This is a genomic window from Bacillus sp. TL12 (assembly GCF_022625245.1).
GTDB lineage: Bacteria > Bacillota > Bacilli > Bacillales > Bacillaceae_G > Bacillus_A.
Window position 1 is genome coordinate 143,186 of the sequence record NZ_JAJJBY010000003.1, and the last position, 18,286, is coordinate 161,471.

14 protein-coding genes are annotated in these 18,286 nt (G+C 35.0%); 3 read left to right on the forward strand and 11 right to left on the reverse strand.

From position 1 onward, the window contains the following. Positions 1-404: 404 nt before the first annotated feature. The gene (locus tag LOK41_RS04305) at positions 405-1,607 is read left to right on the forward strand and encodes an L-lactate MFS transporter (protein WP_241815409.1); all 1,203 of its coding nucleotides are present in this window, start codon (positions 405-407) and stop codon (positions 1,605-1,607) included. 86 nt (positions 1,608-1,693) lie between these two features. On the opposite strand, the gene LOK41_RS04310 is transcribed toward LOK41_RS04305, so the two are convergent. From LOK41_RS04310 to LOK41_RS04320, 3 genes are all read right to left on the reverse strand, one after another. Then, positions 1,694-4,909: a DEAD/DEAH box helicase gene (locus LOK41_RS04310; protein ID WP_241815410.1), complete on the reverse strand. Its 3,216-nt coding sequence runs from the start codon at positions 4,907-4,909 to the stop codon at positions 1,694-1,696. Between the two features lie 159 nt (positions 4,910-5,068). Continuing rightward, on the reverse strand, positions 5,069-6,742 hold the full coding sequence (locus tag LOK41_RS04315; RefSeq protein ID WP_241815411.1) for a ribonuclease J: 1,674 nt from the start codon (positions 6,740-6,742) through the stop codon (positions 5,069-5,071). A 337-nt stretch (positions 6,743-7,079) separates the two neighbouring features. Next, positions 7,080-7,376 carry a WGxxGxxG family protein gene (locus tag LOK41_RS04320; RefSeq protein WP_241815412.1) on the reverse strand — a complete coding sequence of 99 codons (297 nt, stop codon included), beginning with the start codon at positions 7,374-7,376 and terminating at the stop codon, positions 7,080-7,082. Positions 7,377-7,671: 295 nt separating this feature from the next. On the opposite strand from LOK41_RS04320, the gene LOK41_RS04325 reads away from it, so the two are divergent. Then, positions 7,672-8,169 (forward strand): YndM family protein, encoded by a 498-nt coding sequence (locus LOK41_RS04325; RefSeq protein WP_241815413.1) that lies wholly within the window; start codon positions 7,672-7,674, stop codon positions 8,167-8,169. Positions 8,170-8,204: 35 nt separating this feature from the next. Here the strand turns inward: LOK41_RS04325 and LOK41_RS04330 are convergent, their stop codons facing one another. Both LOK41_RS04330 and LOK41_RS04335 read right to left on the reverse strand, forming a co-directional pair. Then, positions 8,205-8,720 carry a DUF3231 family protein gene (locus LOK41_RS04330; protein ID WP_241815414.1) on the reverse strand — a complete coding sequence of 172 codons (516 nt, stop codon included), beginning with the start codon at positions 8,718-8,720 and terminating at the stop codon, positions 8,205-8,207. Positions 8,721-9,030: 310 nt separating this feature from the next. Next, positions 9,031-9,243 carry an alpha/beta-type small acid-soluble spore protein gene (locus tag LOK41_RS04335; protein WP_241815415.1) on the reverse strand — a complete coding sequence of 71 codons (213 nt, stop codon included), beginning with the start codon at positions 9,241-9,243 and terminating at the stop codon, positions 9,031-9,033. A gap of 685 nt (positions 9,244-9,928) precedes the next feature. Between LOK41_RS04335 and LOK41_RS04340 the strand changes: the two genes are divergently transcribed. Beyond that, positions 9,929-10,096 carry a hypothetical protein gene (locus LOK41_RS04340; protein WP_241815416.1) on the forward strand — a complete coding sequence of 56 codons (168 nt, stop codon included), beginning with the start codon at positions 9,929-9,931 and terminating at the stop codon, positions 10,094-10,096. 551 nt (positions 10,097-10,647) lie between these two features. Here LOK41_RS04340 and LOK41_RS04345 read toward each other — a convergent pair. The 6 genes from LOK41_RS04345 to LOK41_RS04370 form a co-directional block, all read right to left on the reverse strand. Further along, entirely contained in the window at positions 10,648-11,286 is a 639-nt protein-coding gene (locus LOK41_RS04345) for a LysE family translocator (RefSeq protein WP_241815417.1), read from the reverse strand. Positions 11,287-11,416: 130 nt separating this feature from the next. After that, positions 11,417-12,349 (reverse strand): response regulator, encoded by a 933-nt coding sequence (locus LOK41_RS04350; RefSeq protein ID WP_241815418.1) that lies wholly within the window; start codon positions 12,347-12,349, stop codon positions 11,417-11,419. 4 nt (positions 12,350-12,353) lie between these two features. Then, positions 12,354-13,652, reverse strand: a complete 1,299-nt coding sequence (locus LOK41_RS04355; RefSeq protein ID WP_277818476.1) for an ATP-binding protein — start codon at positions 13,650-13,652, stop codon at positions 12,354-12,356. Positions 13,653-13,735: 83 nt separating this feature from the next. Beyond that, the gene (malS, locus tag LOK41_RS04360; RefSeq protein ID WP_241815420.1) at positions 13,736-15,469 is read right to left on the reverse strand and encodes an oxaloacetate-decarboxylating malate dehydrogenase; all 1,734 of its coding nucleotides are present in this window, start codon (positions 15,467-15,469) and stop codon (positions 13,736-13,738) included. Positions 15,470-15,521: 52 nt separating this feature from the next. Then, positions 15,522-16,964 carry an aspartate ammonia-lyase gene (gene aspA / locus LOK41_RS04365; RefSeq protein WP_241815421.1) on the reverse strand — a complete coding sequence of 481 codons (1,443 nt, stop codon included), beginning with the start codon at positions 16,962-16,964 and terminating at the stop codon, positions 15,522-15,524. Positions 16,965-16,985: 21 nt separating this feature from the next. After that, positions 16,986-18,257 carry a cation:dicarboxylate symporter family transporter gene (locus LOK41_RS04370; RefSeq protein ID WP_241815422.1) on the reverse strand — a complete coding sequence of 424 codons (1,272 nt, stop codon included), beginning with the start codon at positions 18,255-18,257 and terminating at the stop codon, positions 16,986-16,988. Positions 18,258-18,286: the final 29 nt, after the last annotated feature.

The window sequence follows — 18,286 nt, forward strand, 5'->3', positions numbered from 1 at the left end:
AAAAACCCTCGTGAAAAGTAAGTGTAAATCATATTTCTGAAATACAGCCTGAGTTTAACTCTACGTATAATTTAATTACAAAAAAGGGCATTACTTTAAAATAAAGTTTGTTCAAAAGTACCTATAAATCATATTTATGCAAAAAGCTGCTTCGTATTTAACAAGCAGCTTTTTGCATTTCATCCTTCTTTTTCTGTAACTGGTTTCATATATTTGACGTTCCACCTTGAAATCGCTTACGTAATCGTTTTCATCCTATACAATAAAGCTATCAAATCTTAATAGGTGGCAAAAATGGGTGCAAAAAAAGCATACGATTTTCTAGCATGTTGTATTGTGGTTAAATCAAACGTCGATAGACGATTATGGAATAGAATTGAAACAAAGAGAGAGGGCGGGATAGTATGAAAAAATCACCTACTAATCCATGGCTTATTGTCCTCGGTACAGTCATTGTACAAATGGGACTTGGAACGATATATACATGGAGCTTATTCAATCAGCCTTTAGTGAGTAAATACGGATGGAGTCTTAACGCTGTTGCTATAACCTTCTCAATCACTAGCCTTTCTTTAGCATTTTCAACCTTGTTTGCGAGTAAATTACAAGAAAAATGGGGACTTCGTAAACTCATTATGATATCTGGATTAGCATTAGGAATTGGATTAATACTTAGTTCACAAGCTTCCTCATTACTAATGCTTTATGTACTAGCAGGAGTTGTTGTAGGTTATGCAGATGGTACAGCTTATATTACTTCACTATCTAACTTAATAAAATGGTTTCCAAAGCGTAAAGGTTTAATTGCCGGTATATCTGTCTCTGCATATGGTACAGGTAGCTTAATATTTAAATACATTAATGCAAAATTAATTGATTCAGTTGGTGTATCGCAAGCATTTATATACTGGGGTGTAATTGTTACAACTATGATCGTGCTTGGCGCTTGTTTGATCCGTCAAGCATCTGAACAAAGTACGGCTCATGCAACAAACAGTCAAGACTATACAACAAAAGAAATGCTGCGCACAAAAGAAGTGTATCTGTTATTCATTATGCTATTTTCATCATGTATGAGTGGTCTATACTTAATTGGTATGGTAAAAGACATTGGTGTTCAACTTGTAGGGCTTAGTGCAGCAACAGCAGCTAATGCTGTCGCTATGGTTGCAATCTTCAATACTATCGGTCGAATCATTCTGGGACCGTTATCAGATAAAATCGGCCGTTTAAAAATTGTTACCGCAACATTTATCGTGATGGCTATATCTGTCTTCGTTCTCAGCTTTGTAGATTTAAATTATGGCATTTATTTCGTCTGTGTAGCAAGTGTTGCGTTTTGCTTCGGTGGAAATATCACTATTTTCCCAGCTATTGTTGGTGATTTCTTCGGTATGAAACACCATAGCAAAAACTACGGAATCGTGTATCAAGGCTTCGGTTTTGGAGCACTCGCAGGTTCATTTATTGGTGCACTTTTAGGTGAATTCAAACCTACTTTCATGGTAATTGGCGTATTATGTGTCATTTCACTTATTATCGCTATTTTCATTCAAGCACCTAAACAGCAAAAAGAAACACAAGAAAATTATCACAGTGCGGCGTAAGCATTCCAAATTTTCATTTCATGATACTTATCATAATAAAAAAGCGATTCTTTCATCAATAAGAAAGAATCGCTTTTTTTACTATGTTAAATCATAAGAATTTCCCTAATCTCTTCTTCCGTAATAGAGGAGAATTTTTCTTTCCCTGGCTCAATCACTTCTGCAATTAAATGCTTCTTACTCTCTTGTAGCTCATTCATTTTTTCTTCAATTGTGCCATGTGCTACTAATTTGATTACTTGTACAGTATTCTTTTGTCCCATTCGATAAGCACGATCTGCCGCTTGCTGTTCGACCGCAGGATTCCACCATAAATCGTATAATATAACAGTATCAGCCCCAGTTAAATTCAGCCCTGTACCGCCTGCCTTTAAAGAGATAAGAAATAAATCGCCTTCCCCCTCATTAAATCGATTGCATAGTTCTACACGCTCAGCTGGCGGCGTATTCCCATCTAAATAAAAATATGGTATAGCTTGACGATTTAATTCACGTCCAATAATGGAAAGCATCTTCGTAAATTGTGAAAAGATAAGAATTCTTTTCCCAGTACTTCTGCACTCCTCTACAATTTCAAGTAGTTGTTCAAACTTAGCTGAACTTCCTTTGTAATCGTCTACAAACAAACCTGGGTGACAACAAATTTGTCGAAGTCTCGTCAAACCAGCTAAGATTCTAATTTTATTTTTACGCAATGTATCTTTATCTAAATGCTTTAACGTTTCTTCTCTCAATTTCGCTAAATAAGCTGCATATAATCGTTTCTGTTCTGGAAGTAATTCTGAAGACTGCAAGTGCTCAATTTTCTCTGGCAACTCTTTTAATACATCTTCTTTCAAGCGACGCAATACGAACGGCTTTACCCGCTTTGCGATGCTCTCGCGCCTTAAATCTCCAAACTCTTTTCTTCCTGGAAGCAATTCCGGGAATACTACATTGAAAATAGACCAAAGTTCCTCTAAAGAATTCTCGATAGGCGTTCCGGTCAGTGCAAAACGATACTCTGCTTGAATCGTCTTCACTGCCTTTGCGGTTTGCGTCATATGATTTTTAAACGCTTGTGCCTCATCAAGAAATAACGTATGAAACGGCTGGGCATATAGCCTTACATCCCTTCGTAATAAAGGATATGACGTAATAATGACGTCATATTTTATAGCATCTTTTAAAATCTTTCGGCGCTCCGCCTGATTCCCATCTACAATAACAGCTCGTATATTTGGAGTGAATTTTTTCAACTCACTCAGCCAGTTATAAATTAAAGAAGATGGTGATACAACTAGTACAGGTAGTTTCTTCTCTCGAATTTCAGGTAAAACCGAAGCGATAAAAGCAATACTTTGCAGCGTTTTTCCGAGGCCCATATCATCTCCTAAAATACCACCAAAACGGTAATGTGCCAGTGTTTTCATCCACTCGAATCCCTCTTTTTGATACTCTCTAAGCACTGAAACTAAGCTGTCTGGTGCAGCAAATTTCATATTTTTAGGGTTTCGAATGTTTTCCATTAATTGTTGAACGGATTGATCTAAATTGAGAACATTTCCTTCTTGAAGTGAGCTCATCCATTTCACACTGCGCACAAGAGGTACTTTCACTTCTTCTCCTTTTAGAAATTCCTTGCGAATACCCGATTCCTTTATAAACTGATTCACTTCATTAAATTCTTTGCTCTCCAGCGATAGTAAAGAACCGTTTGCTAACCGATAATATTTCCGTTTCTCCTCAAGCGCTGCCAATACACCTTTAATTTCAGCTTCTGGAATCCCTTTTATATCAAAACGAAATGCTAACCAATCAATTCGTTCTTTCCGCCTCACTCTTATAAGAGGTCCACTGTTCCCTCGATGAATACGCAATTTAATAGCCGTCGTTGCATAAATATCAAGTAAACTCTTTAACGTCGGGACAACATGGTATAAGAAATGATATTCCGCTTCTTCATTGTGCATAAAATAACCGCCTTCAGTCCTCGCAAAGGTGCTATCATTCATAATCTCTATAATTTCTCGTTCTTTTTTCTCATCCCGATTGAAGACAGAAGGTTGTCCATCCTCTTCTAACGGATTGATAACCACATTTCCATATTGAAATTCTAGTCCTGCTAATAAGCGATTTTTAACTCGGTCTAAAAATAGTTTCGCTTTCAAAGGAGGTGTTTCCACATGCTCCGATATAACCTCGTCAATTCGAACATTTCCTAGCTTCATTAAACCTGGTACTACCTTCGCTACAAAATGCTCCATTTTCTCAGCAGAAATATGAAATTGATTACTACGAGAACGATTCATCATTCTTTTTAATTCAATGAGTCGATTACAATCTTCCATGTTTAAATGATATAGCTTCCCTTCAAAAAGAGCATAACCATATGTATCCATTACTTCAACTTGTTGTACTCCATCAATTTGAAGTGTATACCCTCCATTTGTCCCTTTATTGAACTCAAAATCTAAGGGTAGTAACCCTTTTGAGACATGTACACCATGAAATGATTTCCCATCATAGTGTAGCCTTACAAATGAAGTACTAGAAAGCAGAGAAAGCATTTCCTTCCAAGAAGCTGGTGGAATTAAAATCATACTTTCATTTTGTTCAGAGCTCATTTGCAACGATTCTACATACATTTTTTCATTCCGATACATTTGAATCAGCAGTTGAATAACAGCATCCGTTTCTTGTTGAAAGCTGTAGACCTCTGGTATATACGTAAAATCATTTGAACATATAAAAGGCTCTCTTTGTTCCACTCTATTAAGAAACTCTCTAATTTTATAGACAGGATATAATTTCTCTAACTTTACTTGAATCCCAAACAACGTTCCCCCACTTTTTGAAGCAACTGGAGTACAAACGAATTCCACATCTAGTATTTTTCGTGTATCAAATCGATGCTGCTTACTTTTTGGTCGCAGCGGCTTTTCATCAAATAAATCCAATATACCATTCGCTAGTTGAGTATCTCTAGCGTTCGTGGAATTCTTTTTTGAATTAGCTTCTAATGACCCACCACCTTGTTGAAAATTATTCATATATAGTAATGCAGCTGCAATATGTTGACAGTATGTATGAAACGAAGCTAGTGAAGGGCAAGTGCATTCCCCAACAACATCACCATTACCACCAGTTTCTATCTTGACATAGAAATCTTCGTTTCCTTTCACTATTGCCTCGCAAATATTTCTCTGAGCATTATAATTTGTAATATCAACCTTGTTCGTCTTATAATAGGCCTCACCTTTTTTATATGAGGTTTCTCCACATAACTGTTTAATTATTGTTTTATTTAATGTAAAGCTCATTATTTTGACCCTTCCCTAAACATACAAATTTATCTTTCTTAACGTTATATAAAAAAAACATTAGAATACAAGCATTTCTAATGTTTTTTATCTACTCTTATACAACATTTTACATGCATACACAGTAATATCAAACAGCAATTCCTTAAAACAATCAGTTTAAACTTCAATTATTATAGGAAGAATCATTGGTTTTCTTTTTGTATGTGAGTATACAAACTTTCCAAGTACTTCTTTTATTTCTTTTTTAAGAACATTCCACCTACTAACGTTTTCTTTTTGTAAGTTATTAATGGTTGTTACAACTAATTGGTTAATGCTCTGCAAAAATTCTTCCGAATCACGAACATATACAAATCCACGAGAAATCGTATCCGGGCCAGAAATAATTTTTCCTTCTGTTTTACTAAGAGTGATCACTATCACAAGCATACCATCTTCAGAAAGCTGTTTACGATCGCGTAAAATAGCGTTTCCAACATCACCAATGCCCAATCCATCTACATATACATTCCCTGCAGATATTCGTCTAGAGTTCCAAGCGACTTGCTTCTTTATGTCAATAACATCACCATTACTAATAACAAAAATATTCTCTTTCTTAACGCCAACGGACTCTGCTAATAGGCTATGATGGTGTAACATTCTAAATTCACCATGAATAGGAATGAAATATTTAGGCTTCATTAAAGTAAGCATTAATTTTAATTCTTCTTGATAGGCATGTCCAGAAACATGCATTCCCGTTGAACTCCCCGACCCATAAATCACATTGGCTCCCAATAAAAATAAATTATCTATAATACGTGAAACATTACGTTCATTTCCTGGGATAGGAGTTGCAGATAAAATGACAGTATCTTCTGGCAGAATATCTACCTGTCGATAGTTTCCACTGGCTAAACGGGATAAAGCAGCCATAGGTTCACCTTGACTTCCAGTACAAAGAATAGCTACCCTTTCTGGATCCATTTGATTGATCTCATTTGCATCTATTAACATTCCCTCAGGAATATTCAAATAACCTTGTTCTAGAGCAACAGACACTACATTTACCATACTTCTCCCAAGCAAAGCAAGCTTTCTATTCGTCTTTATAGCTGCATCTACCACTTGCTGTACACGATTAACATTAGAAGCAAAGGTAGAAATAATGACTTTTCTACGAGCTTTGATGAACACTTCTTCAATGCGCTCACCAACAGATCGTTCTGATGGAGTAAATCCAGAACGTTCTGCATTCGTACTTTCAGAGAGTAAAGCTAAAACGCCATCACTTCCGATTTTAGCCATTTTATGAATATCTGGATATTGATTATTTACAGGCGTCAAATCAAATTTGAAGTCGCCTGTATGTACTACAGTACCTTCTGGTGTATGAAAAGCAATACCAAGGCAGTCAGGAATACTATGATTCGTTTTAAAAAATGTCAAACTAATTGAACCAAACTCAATAACCGATTCAGAATCAATAACAAATAGTTGGGTCGAATTTTGAAGCCCATGTTCTTTTAATTTAATACCAATTAAACCGATTGTTAATTTTGTTGCATAGATTGGTACATTCAATTGTTGTAATAGATACGGGATACCTCCAATATGATCTTCGTGTCCATGAGTAACAACTAAACCTCGAATTTTATCCTTGTTTTCTTGCAAGTATGTAATATCCGGGATAATCAGATCAATTCCTAATAAACTTTCATCTGGAAACTTAGAACCGCAATCAATTACCACAATATCGTTTGAATATTGTACGGCATACATATTTTTCCCTATTTCATTTACTCCGCCTAAAGCAAAAATGGATAGTGTATGTTCTACTGTGCTCAAAATTACCCCCCCTATGGGAAAACATTCAAATATATTCGAAGAAATATGGAATTCTTTTTATGATTAACCCATTTAACTAAAGATTATTCTGATTTATAGCCGAATGAATATTTTTCCTTATGTTATAAAACATGTTTTTCCTTAGCTTTACTATTTATATAAACATAACAGCGATTATTCCGCCTATCTTCCATTTGGATTGATTTTCTTCCATATAGTTATTAATTTTAGAAATTAAAAAATCGCCTTATTAAAGGCGATTTTTATTTTTTGCTTTTTCCATTCTTTTTAATCAAGAAGTATCTGTTAAAATTACATACAATGTTCTGCATTAACATTAACGTGTTTCTTTTTCTCTTCTTCTAAGACCAAATAAACCTAATAGTCCTAATAAACCAAACCACGCCCAATTATTACTATCATTACGATCATTATTCAAATCATTTGTTGTATTTACATTTCGAGTTCTCATATCATTATTAACTCTATTCATATTATTATCATTAACTCTATTCGTAATATCATTATTATTAATTCGATTCATGTTATTGCCATCGTATTCAGCATGGACATTTGTACCAAAAACCATAATAGCTATCACTAATGCTCCTAAAATAGATGATATTTTTTTCATGTTTACCCTCCTTTCATAATTAGTAATGTCTCCAGCTTATTTGGGTATTATTCGTTCAAGGCTATATAAAACCGATTCGTTTAAAAATATGTGGATCATTTGAATAAAAGCACCTCCAAAACATGATAGACTAGCTGTTCTTAATGAAGATAAAACCAATTTGTCATGGGGGTATTGCATCGATTTTATGTTGATAATTTCCTGTATTTTTTTTAAAGTATCAACACAACCTAATATAGAGTATGTTAATAAATATTTTATCCTTACTTACAAAGTAAAAAATGGAGGGACACTAATGAAACATATTGTGGCCTTATTAATTAAATATACTGCTGTTAGCGCTGTACTACTCATGATATTAGCTATTTTTCAAGATATCTCAATCCCTAGGGTATTGTTTATTTCTTTAGCAATTACAGGGGCAGCCTATTTAATAGGAGATTTGTTTATTTTACCTCAGTATGGAAATACGGTTGCTACAATTACAGATTTTGGGTTGAGTTTTTTAGGAATCTGGTTGTTAACTTATCTTCTTACAAATATAGATTTAACTCGTAATATTACAGCATCTTCCTTTTGGGCAGCTCTTCTCATTGGTATAGTAGAAATATTTTTTCATATTTACATGAAAAGAATGGTTTTACATGAAAATGAAGATTTACGTCCGTCATCTAACATACATCATCGCGATAAGTATGCTATGGAGTTTTCAGATGAATATGTGGATCACTCTAAAATACAAAAAGTGCATTCATCTGAAAAAATGGAAAATACAAATGATAAACTAAAATAAAAAAGCGGCCCTCGGCCACTTTTTTATTTATTCAGTTAAGCTTGTTCAGAATTTCGAACATGTAACGGTGGAGGAACTACCCAACCCTTTTTCTTACTTAGACGTAGTAAAGTTGCCCCTGCTTGCGCTTTTTTCATATGGAATTGTCCAAAGAGCATCCCTACATCTTCTCGAAGGCACTTTCCCATAACTTGACTACAAGTTACTAGTCCTGCTGCAAGACCCGCAGAAACAGCTGCTGCAATTTCAGCATCGTTAATGCGTGCACCAGGAGGAATATCTTCAATAGAGGCAACAGGTCTTTCTGGAGGTGCTGGTGGTAAAGCTACTCCGTTTACCTTTAAAAGAGTTTTTAGTTCTTCTATTTCAGAAGTCATATCATTCTCAATTAGGTTTTCTAAGAACTTCTTTAAATCCTCATCACCAGTGTGATTAATATATACTTGGTGTCCAGCAACCGCTCCCTGTGCCGAAAGAAGATAACTCCAAATGTCAAATACTTCTCCATAATGTAAAGGTTCGTTCTGGGGATTTCCACTTAATACACCCATTTTAAGATGCCTCCCTTTAGAAAATATCATAATAAGTATACTTTTTAATATGGAAAATATATTTTTAAGTATGTTTGTTCCTACAAAGAAATCCTTATAACTCATGGGAAACACCTTACCCATAATTTATGTCGTTTATTTTAATAAAATTTCCCCAAACAAAATACTCAAAGATTATCATTTGAGTATATCAACAATCTTTGAGAAAAAATCAATTGTTATGAGGGTCTATTTCATAAACTAAATATACTTAAAGAAAATATATCTAATATGCTACTACTTACTGTAATTAACTATTTTTTAGATAAAATCAGTGAGTAAATCTACCACCAAGTTGCTGTTCAGCTAATGCTACTAGACGTTTTGTGATTTCACCACCAACAGATCCATTTGCACGAGATGTTGTGTCTGCACCAAGTTGTACGCCAAACTCTTGTGCAATTTCATATTTCATTTGATCAATTGCATTTTCTGCACCTTGAATTAATAATTCATTACGGGTTTTGCTATTATTGTTTGCCATGTTATATCACCTCCTGTGTTTTTAATATGCTACGAATCATCGAAAAATAAATATCCCTTTTTTTGGTATTTTTAACTTTCCAGTTTGAAAGTATAAGTTTCAGCTTTCCCCTTAAAATATAGCTGAGAGGCACAAGAAGAGGACCTGTTTTAAAATCGTTTCATAATAAGGTTTGTATGTTATTCTTCTTAATCTTCTTCTTCTCTCTGTTTAAAATTAAAACGAAAGAAAGTAATAAACAAATGAAATTCATACAATAAGTATTCAGGACGTAAACGAACTACACGAAATATTGACATTTTAAAATGTATATACAACAAAATCAGTTGTTATGATTGGAGTAGCGTAAGATCTAGTTCTATAAGATCTATTAAAACAAGATATGAAGATCTCTATGAAACATTGTCAAGACTTGTAGAACCTACCGTCTTAATAAAAAAGTGAAATAAATGAATAAGGATAAATTCATACAAAATATTATAGGTATGATACCAATGACAGATTGTATTATTCAAAAATACTAACAAAAGGGCTTTTACCATCAAAAAAGAACTGATCCAATTATATTTAAAAAACATTATTTTTGTATTAATATTTCAGACGAGTGACAAAATAAATATGGAATATAGATTGTAATTTTTCACCATCCCTATTAACTACTACATCTGTTTTAAGGAGGATTATCATGAGAAAAGACAAAAATTTTGACCGTAATAATCGTAACATGGATAACAAAAAACAACAGTTGAATGTAAACGCAAACCTTGAGTTCGCAAATGAAAATGACGCTCAATTCTTTACAGATAATAACCAAGATAAAAACAACAAAGATGTAAAGTTTAATAAGAAATAATCATTCTTTATGAATCAAAAGAATCATTTTGCAGGAGGATGAAGTATCCTCCTGCCCTTTCATTTCTTCAATTTATTCTCTGTTTTCGATGGGTTGAACATCAATGAGATATCATTTTTTGTTCATTTCAAGTCATAATATGAACATTTTGCTTTACCTTTTAGAAAGTCCCATCCATTCCTTGAATTCGTATGTTCCTCTTTTGTATTACTAATTTTCATCTTATATACCATACCAAGTAATCCTTCTGTTTGAATACGACCACATCTACATCTAATCTAAGTGTTCTACTCTCCCCTTAAAGCTATATTTTAATAAAAATTCCTTGTACGAATTAAAGCTAAGCCACCTGTCTAAAGCTATGTTTTATTAAATTATAAAATAAAGTCATGTGCCGTACAAAAAGGATAGCTAAAGCATAATTATTTTCTGCCTTGGCTATCCTTTTCTTATTCCTTATATCATGTGTAACATTTTATAAATGCTCTCTTTTATCAAGTGATTTATGAAACATCTTAACTTTTAATACAACATCACAAAGCACCCCATTCTTATATGAAATCCCCAATTCCTTTAATTGCTTCATATCCAAAATACAGCCCAAACCCAACTAAAACAATTCCCGCAAAAATAGAAATCCATTTCATCATACGGTTATTTACAAATCTTCTTCCAAAATGAATGGAAGTCGCCATAAACAAATCCCAAATCATAATCCCAACAAATATTGTAATGCTATATAATAGCGCTTGTTCTTTACCGACAGTGCTAATTGCACTTGTCAAAACGGCTCCATAAATGCCAATCCAAAATACAATATTAAGCGGGTTAGAGATTGCAATTAAAAATCCTGATGCAAATGATTTCATTGGATGTTCTCTTTCTCCATTCCCTTGATTCTCCACCTGCTTAGAAGCATCTTTTATACTTTCGTATCCAAGATACAACAGCGTAAAGAAACCAAATATCCAAATGATTAACTTCGCAACAGGCGTTGTTAAATAGATAGAAACCCCAAAATAAATTAAGAGCATCATAATAACATCTGCTGACATTGCTCCTACTCCAACAAGCCATGCACTTAAAAAACCATTTTTTATTCCTTTATTAATTTGAGCAACATTTATTGGCCCGACAGGCGCTGATAGAGAAATTCCAAGTAACAAGTAACTAAAAATGGTACCTATCATTTTTCATTTCACATCCTTATATACGTATTCCAAAACAAATTTACATTCAATTATACCCTTTTATTACCATAAAACAACAAAAATTCAGAATTTTATCCGCGAAAAGAAGATGCTCATTTAGAAGCATCCTCTATTCTATCTCCATTAATCTCTTTGCCTCAAAATACAACACTTGAATAAACTTTTTCGTATTAATTCTTGTATGCCCTGATGTTGTTACCTCTTCCTTCGTCATTTCTGTCATACGCTTACGAACAATGGTAAAATCAAAAAATTTCGGAGCGTAACTTTCAAATTTAGGGTTCGAAAAGTCTGTTAGTCCAAGGGAAGCCAAATGATTTAATGACTGATAAATCGCTCGGCGCACCCTTTGTTCCGACGCTTTTCTTTCTTTATCAATTTCTACTTCCGACGCACTTTCTCCTAATTTTTTGACTGTAATATAATGAAAAATGTCTTTCAGTGCTGGAAAACCATATTCAAATGTTTTTTCTTTTTCTTGGCCTAATAAATATTCCAGCATACTCATTAAATCTTTACTTCCATTCTCTCCAGCGATTCCGAGTTCCGATAATAAATAACGACCTGAGTCCGCTATTTTTTTCTCTTCTTTCACGGGTTCGTTTCGAACTTGTGGTTGTTCCCATTGGAAGACGTTATTCAATGATTTTTGAATATCCTGGATCGATCGTTCTAACCGAATACGTTCCATCACCTTTCGTACAACAGATACAACCTCAATTTTATTCAATGGTTTTGTAATATAATATTCAACTCCAAAAGAATAAGCTTCTCCAATTAATTGTTTCGATTCAACTTGAGAAATCATAATCACTTTTCCTGTAAACGCCGGTAGAATATGACGTACTGTTTCAATTCCATCCTGAATTGGCATTAATAAATCAATAAATAAAATATCTACCTTCTTAAAATTTAGCTGATTCGCTTCAACAAAAGCACCATCTTCCGCTTCTCCTACCACTTCTCCAAGATCCTTGTCTTCAATAATTTGTGATAGCATAGAGCGGAAGACTTCATCATCATCTACGATGTAATAAAACATCCCATCATCCTCCCTTGGTTAAACTAGACACAGGTAAACGTACGACAAACTTACATCCTCTTTCATTTTCTCCGTCTTCAAGGCTTACTTCTCCTCCTAGTTCTGTAACCATCTCTTTTATATAGGACAAACCTATTCCCGTTGACGGTGTCCCTGTTTGATCATACTTCGAAGTAAATCCCGGCTTAAATACTAATTCTTTATATTTTTGTGCAATACCAGGACCATTATCTATTACTTCGAATATTACATTTTTATCTTGTTTTTTGGTGTGTATTATAATTGCACCAACACCCTCTATTGCCTCTACAGCATTTGCAACTAGATTATTTAAAATCGACAATATAGTGTACACATGATACTCATTATGCTCGCCTTCTATACTTTTAGAAAAGGTTATCTCTTTCCCTAATAGCTGAGCGTACTTCTCATTTATCCTGACAATCATTTCTGCTAATTCATGCCCTTCTATGTATTCAGAAAGATTTTTATCTAATAGAAGTTTTGATAATCCTGCAAAAATCCTTTGATTATCTTTTTTAATTTCGTGTACTTCCCCAGCAATTTTCAGTACTTTTTTACTATGTATTTCTATGCTACCATCATTACTAGCTTGTAAATTTCGATATAATTGATATGCTTCTTGTGTAATTAATTCTGCATTTTGAAGTGTCTTTTTTAAATGAACAGATTCCACGTATAAATTAGAAAGATGCATCAACATCTTTTCATTTTCTTTCCGAACTTGTTCTTCTTTTAATTTCGTTTCATATAAACTCATCATATTTAAGAAACCAAGGGCAAAGAAGCTTCGAAAAACCGCGATAATAATCAGTTTATTTACTTCTGAAACCGTGATCGTTGTACCAAGTATCAAAAAATGATTAAAAGCAAGTTCCGACATACTCGATATAATTTCAATTGAAATACCAAAACATCCTATGATGAATGGTTTTTGATGAAATTTATTTACTCCACATAATGAGAACAAGCTTCCATAAATAAAATAATAAAAGAAAACTGGATAACGCAAATAAAAAGATTCTGCTAAATCAAAGTTTCCTTGCATCATCCAATCAAGGCTAATTCGAAATATAGCAACGGATAGCCCAACGAGTAAACCCGCTATAGCACCTGGTATTTTCCGTAAAAATAATAACAAAAAGAAAAAGATTGGTGTTCCAAAACTCACACGAAATGTATCATTAAACGGATGAAAATTTAATTCCCCTGCTATTGGAACAATTAACACTAAAATGATTAAAAGGGACATATCTTTCTTCCACAATTGATTCCAATTCAAAGATGCCACTTCCTATTTATGAAATATAGTTTTTCAAAAATTGAAAAAGGAAAGCCCGCTTATGATATAAACGGGCTTTATTTCTATATTGTTACCTTTTCTACTGCTTTTACTTGACGATATTCAGGCTGCCACATTGCTTCTTTCACAACTTTTCTGATATCGTTATCACTGAGCTCCTCACGAGCAACTCCTTCAGCAACTGCTGCTTTTGCTACTTCAATCGCTACTATCTCTGAGATGTTACGCAGTTCTTCTACTTCTGGAAGAATAGGTGCTCCTGGCTGACTTGTATCTACCATACTTGCCACTGCTTCTGCTGCCGCCGCAAACATACCATCTGTCATTACACTTGCACGAACAACTATTGTTCCAAGCCCAAGACCTGGGAAAATAAGCGCATTATTGGATTGTCCGATCACATACGTTACACCATTATATGTAACTGGTTCAAACGGACTTCCTGTTGCCACTAATGCTCTTCCTTCTGTCCAATGAATTAAATCTACTGGTTTTGCTTCTGCAAGTGGCGTTGGATTAGACATTGGTAAAATAATTGGTCTTTCTACATGAGAAGCCATTTCCTTTACAATTTCCTCTGTAAAGGCACCAGCAACTGTTGATGTACCAATTAAAATTGTTGGTCTTACATGTTTCACAACTTCTGCAAGCCCAATCATGTCCCCTTGCTTCCATTCGTTTACTTCAGATTCCTTACGTGCGTATGGCACCTGGAAATCAAGAAGATCCTTCATGCTATCTGTAAGTAAACCATTGCGGTCAATACACCAAAATCGCTCGTTTGCTTCTTTCTCTGACAAGCCCGCACGAACCATCGCATCTCGCACTTGATCTGCAATTCCAATTCCGGCTGTTCCAGCACCAAATACAACAACGCGGTGCTCACATAAAGGAACATTAGAAGCTTTCACTGCTGATAATACAGCAGCAAGTGAAACGGCACCCGTTCCTTGAATGTCATCATTAAATGCACATACATCATTACGATATTTATCTAAAATTCTACGTGCATTACGTGAACTAAAGTCTTCCCAATGTAATAGCGCTTTCGGAAACTTATTACACACTGCTTTTACGAATGTATCAATAAACGTATCATAGGCTTCACCTGTTATACGTGGATGGCGATTTCCGATATAAAACGGGTTATTTAATAAATCCTCTCGGTTTGTTCCTACATCTAAAATTACAGGTAATACACGACTAGGATCGATTCCAACTGCTGCCGTATAAACAGCTAACTTTCCAATGGCGATATTAATACCACCAACGCCCCAGTCACCAATTCCTAATATTCCTTCACCATCTGTTACAACTACTAAATCTACATTGTCAGCCGTTGCACCAATGTTAAAGAACGCTTCTTCTATACCAGAAGGATCATTAATGGATAAATAAACTCCACGCGGTTTACGATACTCATGACTATACCTTTGAATCGCTACACCAACAGTTGGCGTATACACAATTGGAAGCATTTCTCGTAAATGATCTGTAAGCAAACGATAAAATAATACTTCGTTACGATCATGTAGCGCTGTTAAGTATACATTCTTTAATAAATCATCCGGCTGCGAACAAAATTGTTCGTATGCACGGCGTGCTTGTTCATCTAATGTTAATACCGCTGGCGGTAATAACCCTTTCAGTCCTAACTCTTCTCTTTCTTCTTTCGTGAAAGCGACACCTTTATTTAAAAGTGGCGTTGCTAATACTTCTACTCCTCTTAATGTTGTCTCTAACGCACCATTAGAAGAAACTGTAAATTTACTCATACCATCCCTACCTTTATTCATATATACCATTTCCATATTGTAAACAAAAAAGAGGGGAATGTCCCCTCTTCTTTTAATTTTTCTTTAGAAGAGTTGCTCCCGCAATCCCCGGATGTGTCATTTCATATGGATCTAAAATTAAATCTAATTCTTCTTGTGATAATACACCATTTTTCACGCAAAGTTCTCTAACAGATTGTCCAGTTGCAATTGCTTCTTTTGCAACGCGAGCGGCTGCTTCATAACCAATATGAGGATTCACAGCTGTAATAATTCCTACACTTTTCTCAACATATTCTTTCAAGTGTCCTTCATTCGCTTCAATTCCTTTTAGACAATTATCTGTAAAGGCACGGAAACCGTTATTCATAATGCTAATGGATTGAAGTAAGTTAAAGACAAGTACCGGCTCCATAACATTTAGTTCTAATTGACCAGCTTCTGAAGCAAGACAAATCGTATGATCATTTCCGATTACTTGGAACGCAATCTGGTTAATCACTTCTGGCATAACAGGGTTTACTTTCCCTGGCATAATAGATGAACCTGGTTGACGAGCTGGAAGCATAATTTCTGCTAATCCAACACGTGGACCTGATGCCATTAAACGAAGGTCATTTGCAATTTTAGACATGTTCATCATACATACTTTCAGCGCTGCTGATACTTCCGTATACGCATCCGTATTTTGCGTTGCATCTACTAAATCTTCCGCTCCAACAAGAGGTAACTCACTAATTGAAGCTAAATGTTTCACTACTGCTTCAATGTACTCTGGATCTGCATTTAATCCTGTACCAACTGCTGTCGCCCCCATGTTCACTTCATATAAATGTTGACGAGATTGCTTAATTCGTTTTATATCGCGATCAAGTACACGAGCGTACGCTTTAAATTCTTGCCCAAGACGAATTGGCACAGCGTCTTGTAAATGTGTACGTCCCATTTTAATCACATGATCAAATTGCTCTGCTTTTAATTCAAATACATCTTGCATATAGCCCATTGTTTGCAATAATACTTCTAGTGCATTTAATGTCGCAATGTGAATTGCTGTTGGAAATGCATCATTTGTTGATTGCGCCATATTCACGTGGCTATTTGGACTAATATAGTGATAGTCTCCCTTTTCCATCTCTAATAATTCAAGAGCACGATTGGCAATGACTTCATTTGCATTCATGTTCATAGAAGTTCCTGCGCCGCCTTGAATTGGATCAACGATGAAGTGATCATGCCATTTCCCTTCAAGAATTTCTTGTGCAGCTTCGGCAATAGCACCGCCTTTTTTTAGTTCCAATCTTCCTACATCTACGTTCGCAAGTGCCGCTGCTTTTTTCACAATCGCAAACGCTTTAATTAGACCATCATGAATTTTATAGCCTGTAATTGGGAAGTTTTCTACAGCACGCATTGTTTGAACTCCATAATAAGCATGCATTGGTACTTCTTTTTCACCTAAAAAATCTTTTTCAATTCGTACATTTTTGGTAGTTTCAGTTAATGTTGCCAACATTACCACTCCTTATCTATTTTCTTATGCTGCTTCTGTTTGCTTGACAGTTTCTACATATTGTTTTGCTTTATCATGATCAAATTCGCCTTCCCATTTCGACATAACAATGGCTGCTAATGCATTTCCCAGCACATTAACAGACGAACGAATCATATCTAAAATGCGGTCAATACCAGCTATTAACGCTATACCTTCTAATGGCAATCCCATTGAACCTAATGTTGCTAATACTACAACAAATGAGGCACCGGGAACCCCTGCCATACCTTTTGACGTTAACATTAAAACGAATAATAATGTTACTTGCTCCGTTAACGACATGTGTACACCATACATTTGCGCGACGAATAATGCTGCTAACGCCTGATAAATAGCCGATCCTGTTAAGTTAAACGTATAGCCCGTTGGAATAACGAAAGATGCAACTGCCTTCGGACAACCGAAATCTTCCATTTTTCTCATTATATTAGGTAAAACAGCTTCTGAACTTGCTGTTGTAAACGAAAGGATTAGTTCTTCTTTTAAAATTTTCATTAAGGTGAAAATATTTACACCTACCATACGTGCATTAATCCCTAATACAACAATAACAAATAGTATAACAGTTACATACACAGCTAGCACTAACTTTCCTAAAGGAAGTAGTGTTGCCACACCAAATTTTGCAACCGTGACAGCGATTAGTGCAAATACGCCAAACGGAGCAAATTTCATAACTTGGTTTGTGACCCAAAACATTGCTTCGAGTACACCTTCAAAGAAATTAAAAACTGGCTTTCCTTTCTCACCAATTGCTGCAACTCCTAAACCAAATAACACCGAGAAGAAAATGATCGGTAATAAATCACCTTGTGCCAGTGATTCAAATACGTTTGTTGGTACAATATGAACAATGGTTTCCGCAAAGCCTTTTTTCTCTGTTGCATCAGCTGTTTCCTTATATGATGAAATGTCACTTTGCTGTAAGCTATTCATGTCAACACCTGTTCCCGGTTGGAACAAGTTCGCTGCGATTAATCCCATTAAAATCGCAATTGTCGTGATAATTTCAAAGTAAAGAATTGTTTTACCACCTAGTTTTCCTAGTTTCTTCATATCCCCTACACCAGCTACCGCAACAACCAATGCGGAAATAACAATTGGTACAACAATCATTTTAATTAAATGAATAAATATATCCCCAATTGGTGTGATATAAGAAATCGCCGTTTTATTGCCATAAAAGATTGCCCCTACCACAATCCCTAACACGAGTGCGACAAATATTTGTGTCGCCAATCCGAATTTTTTCATATGTTTTCCATCCCCTTCATGCGAACGCT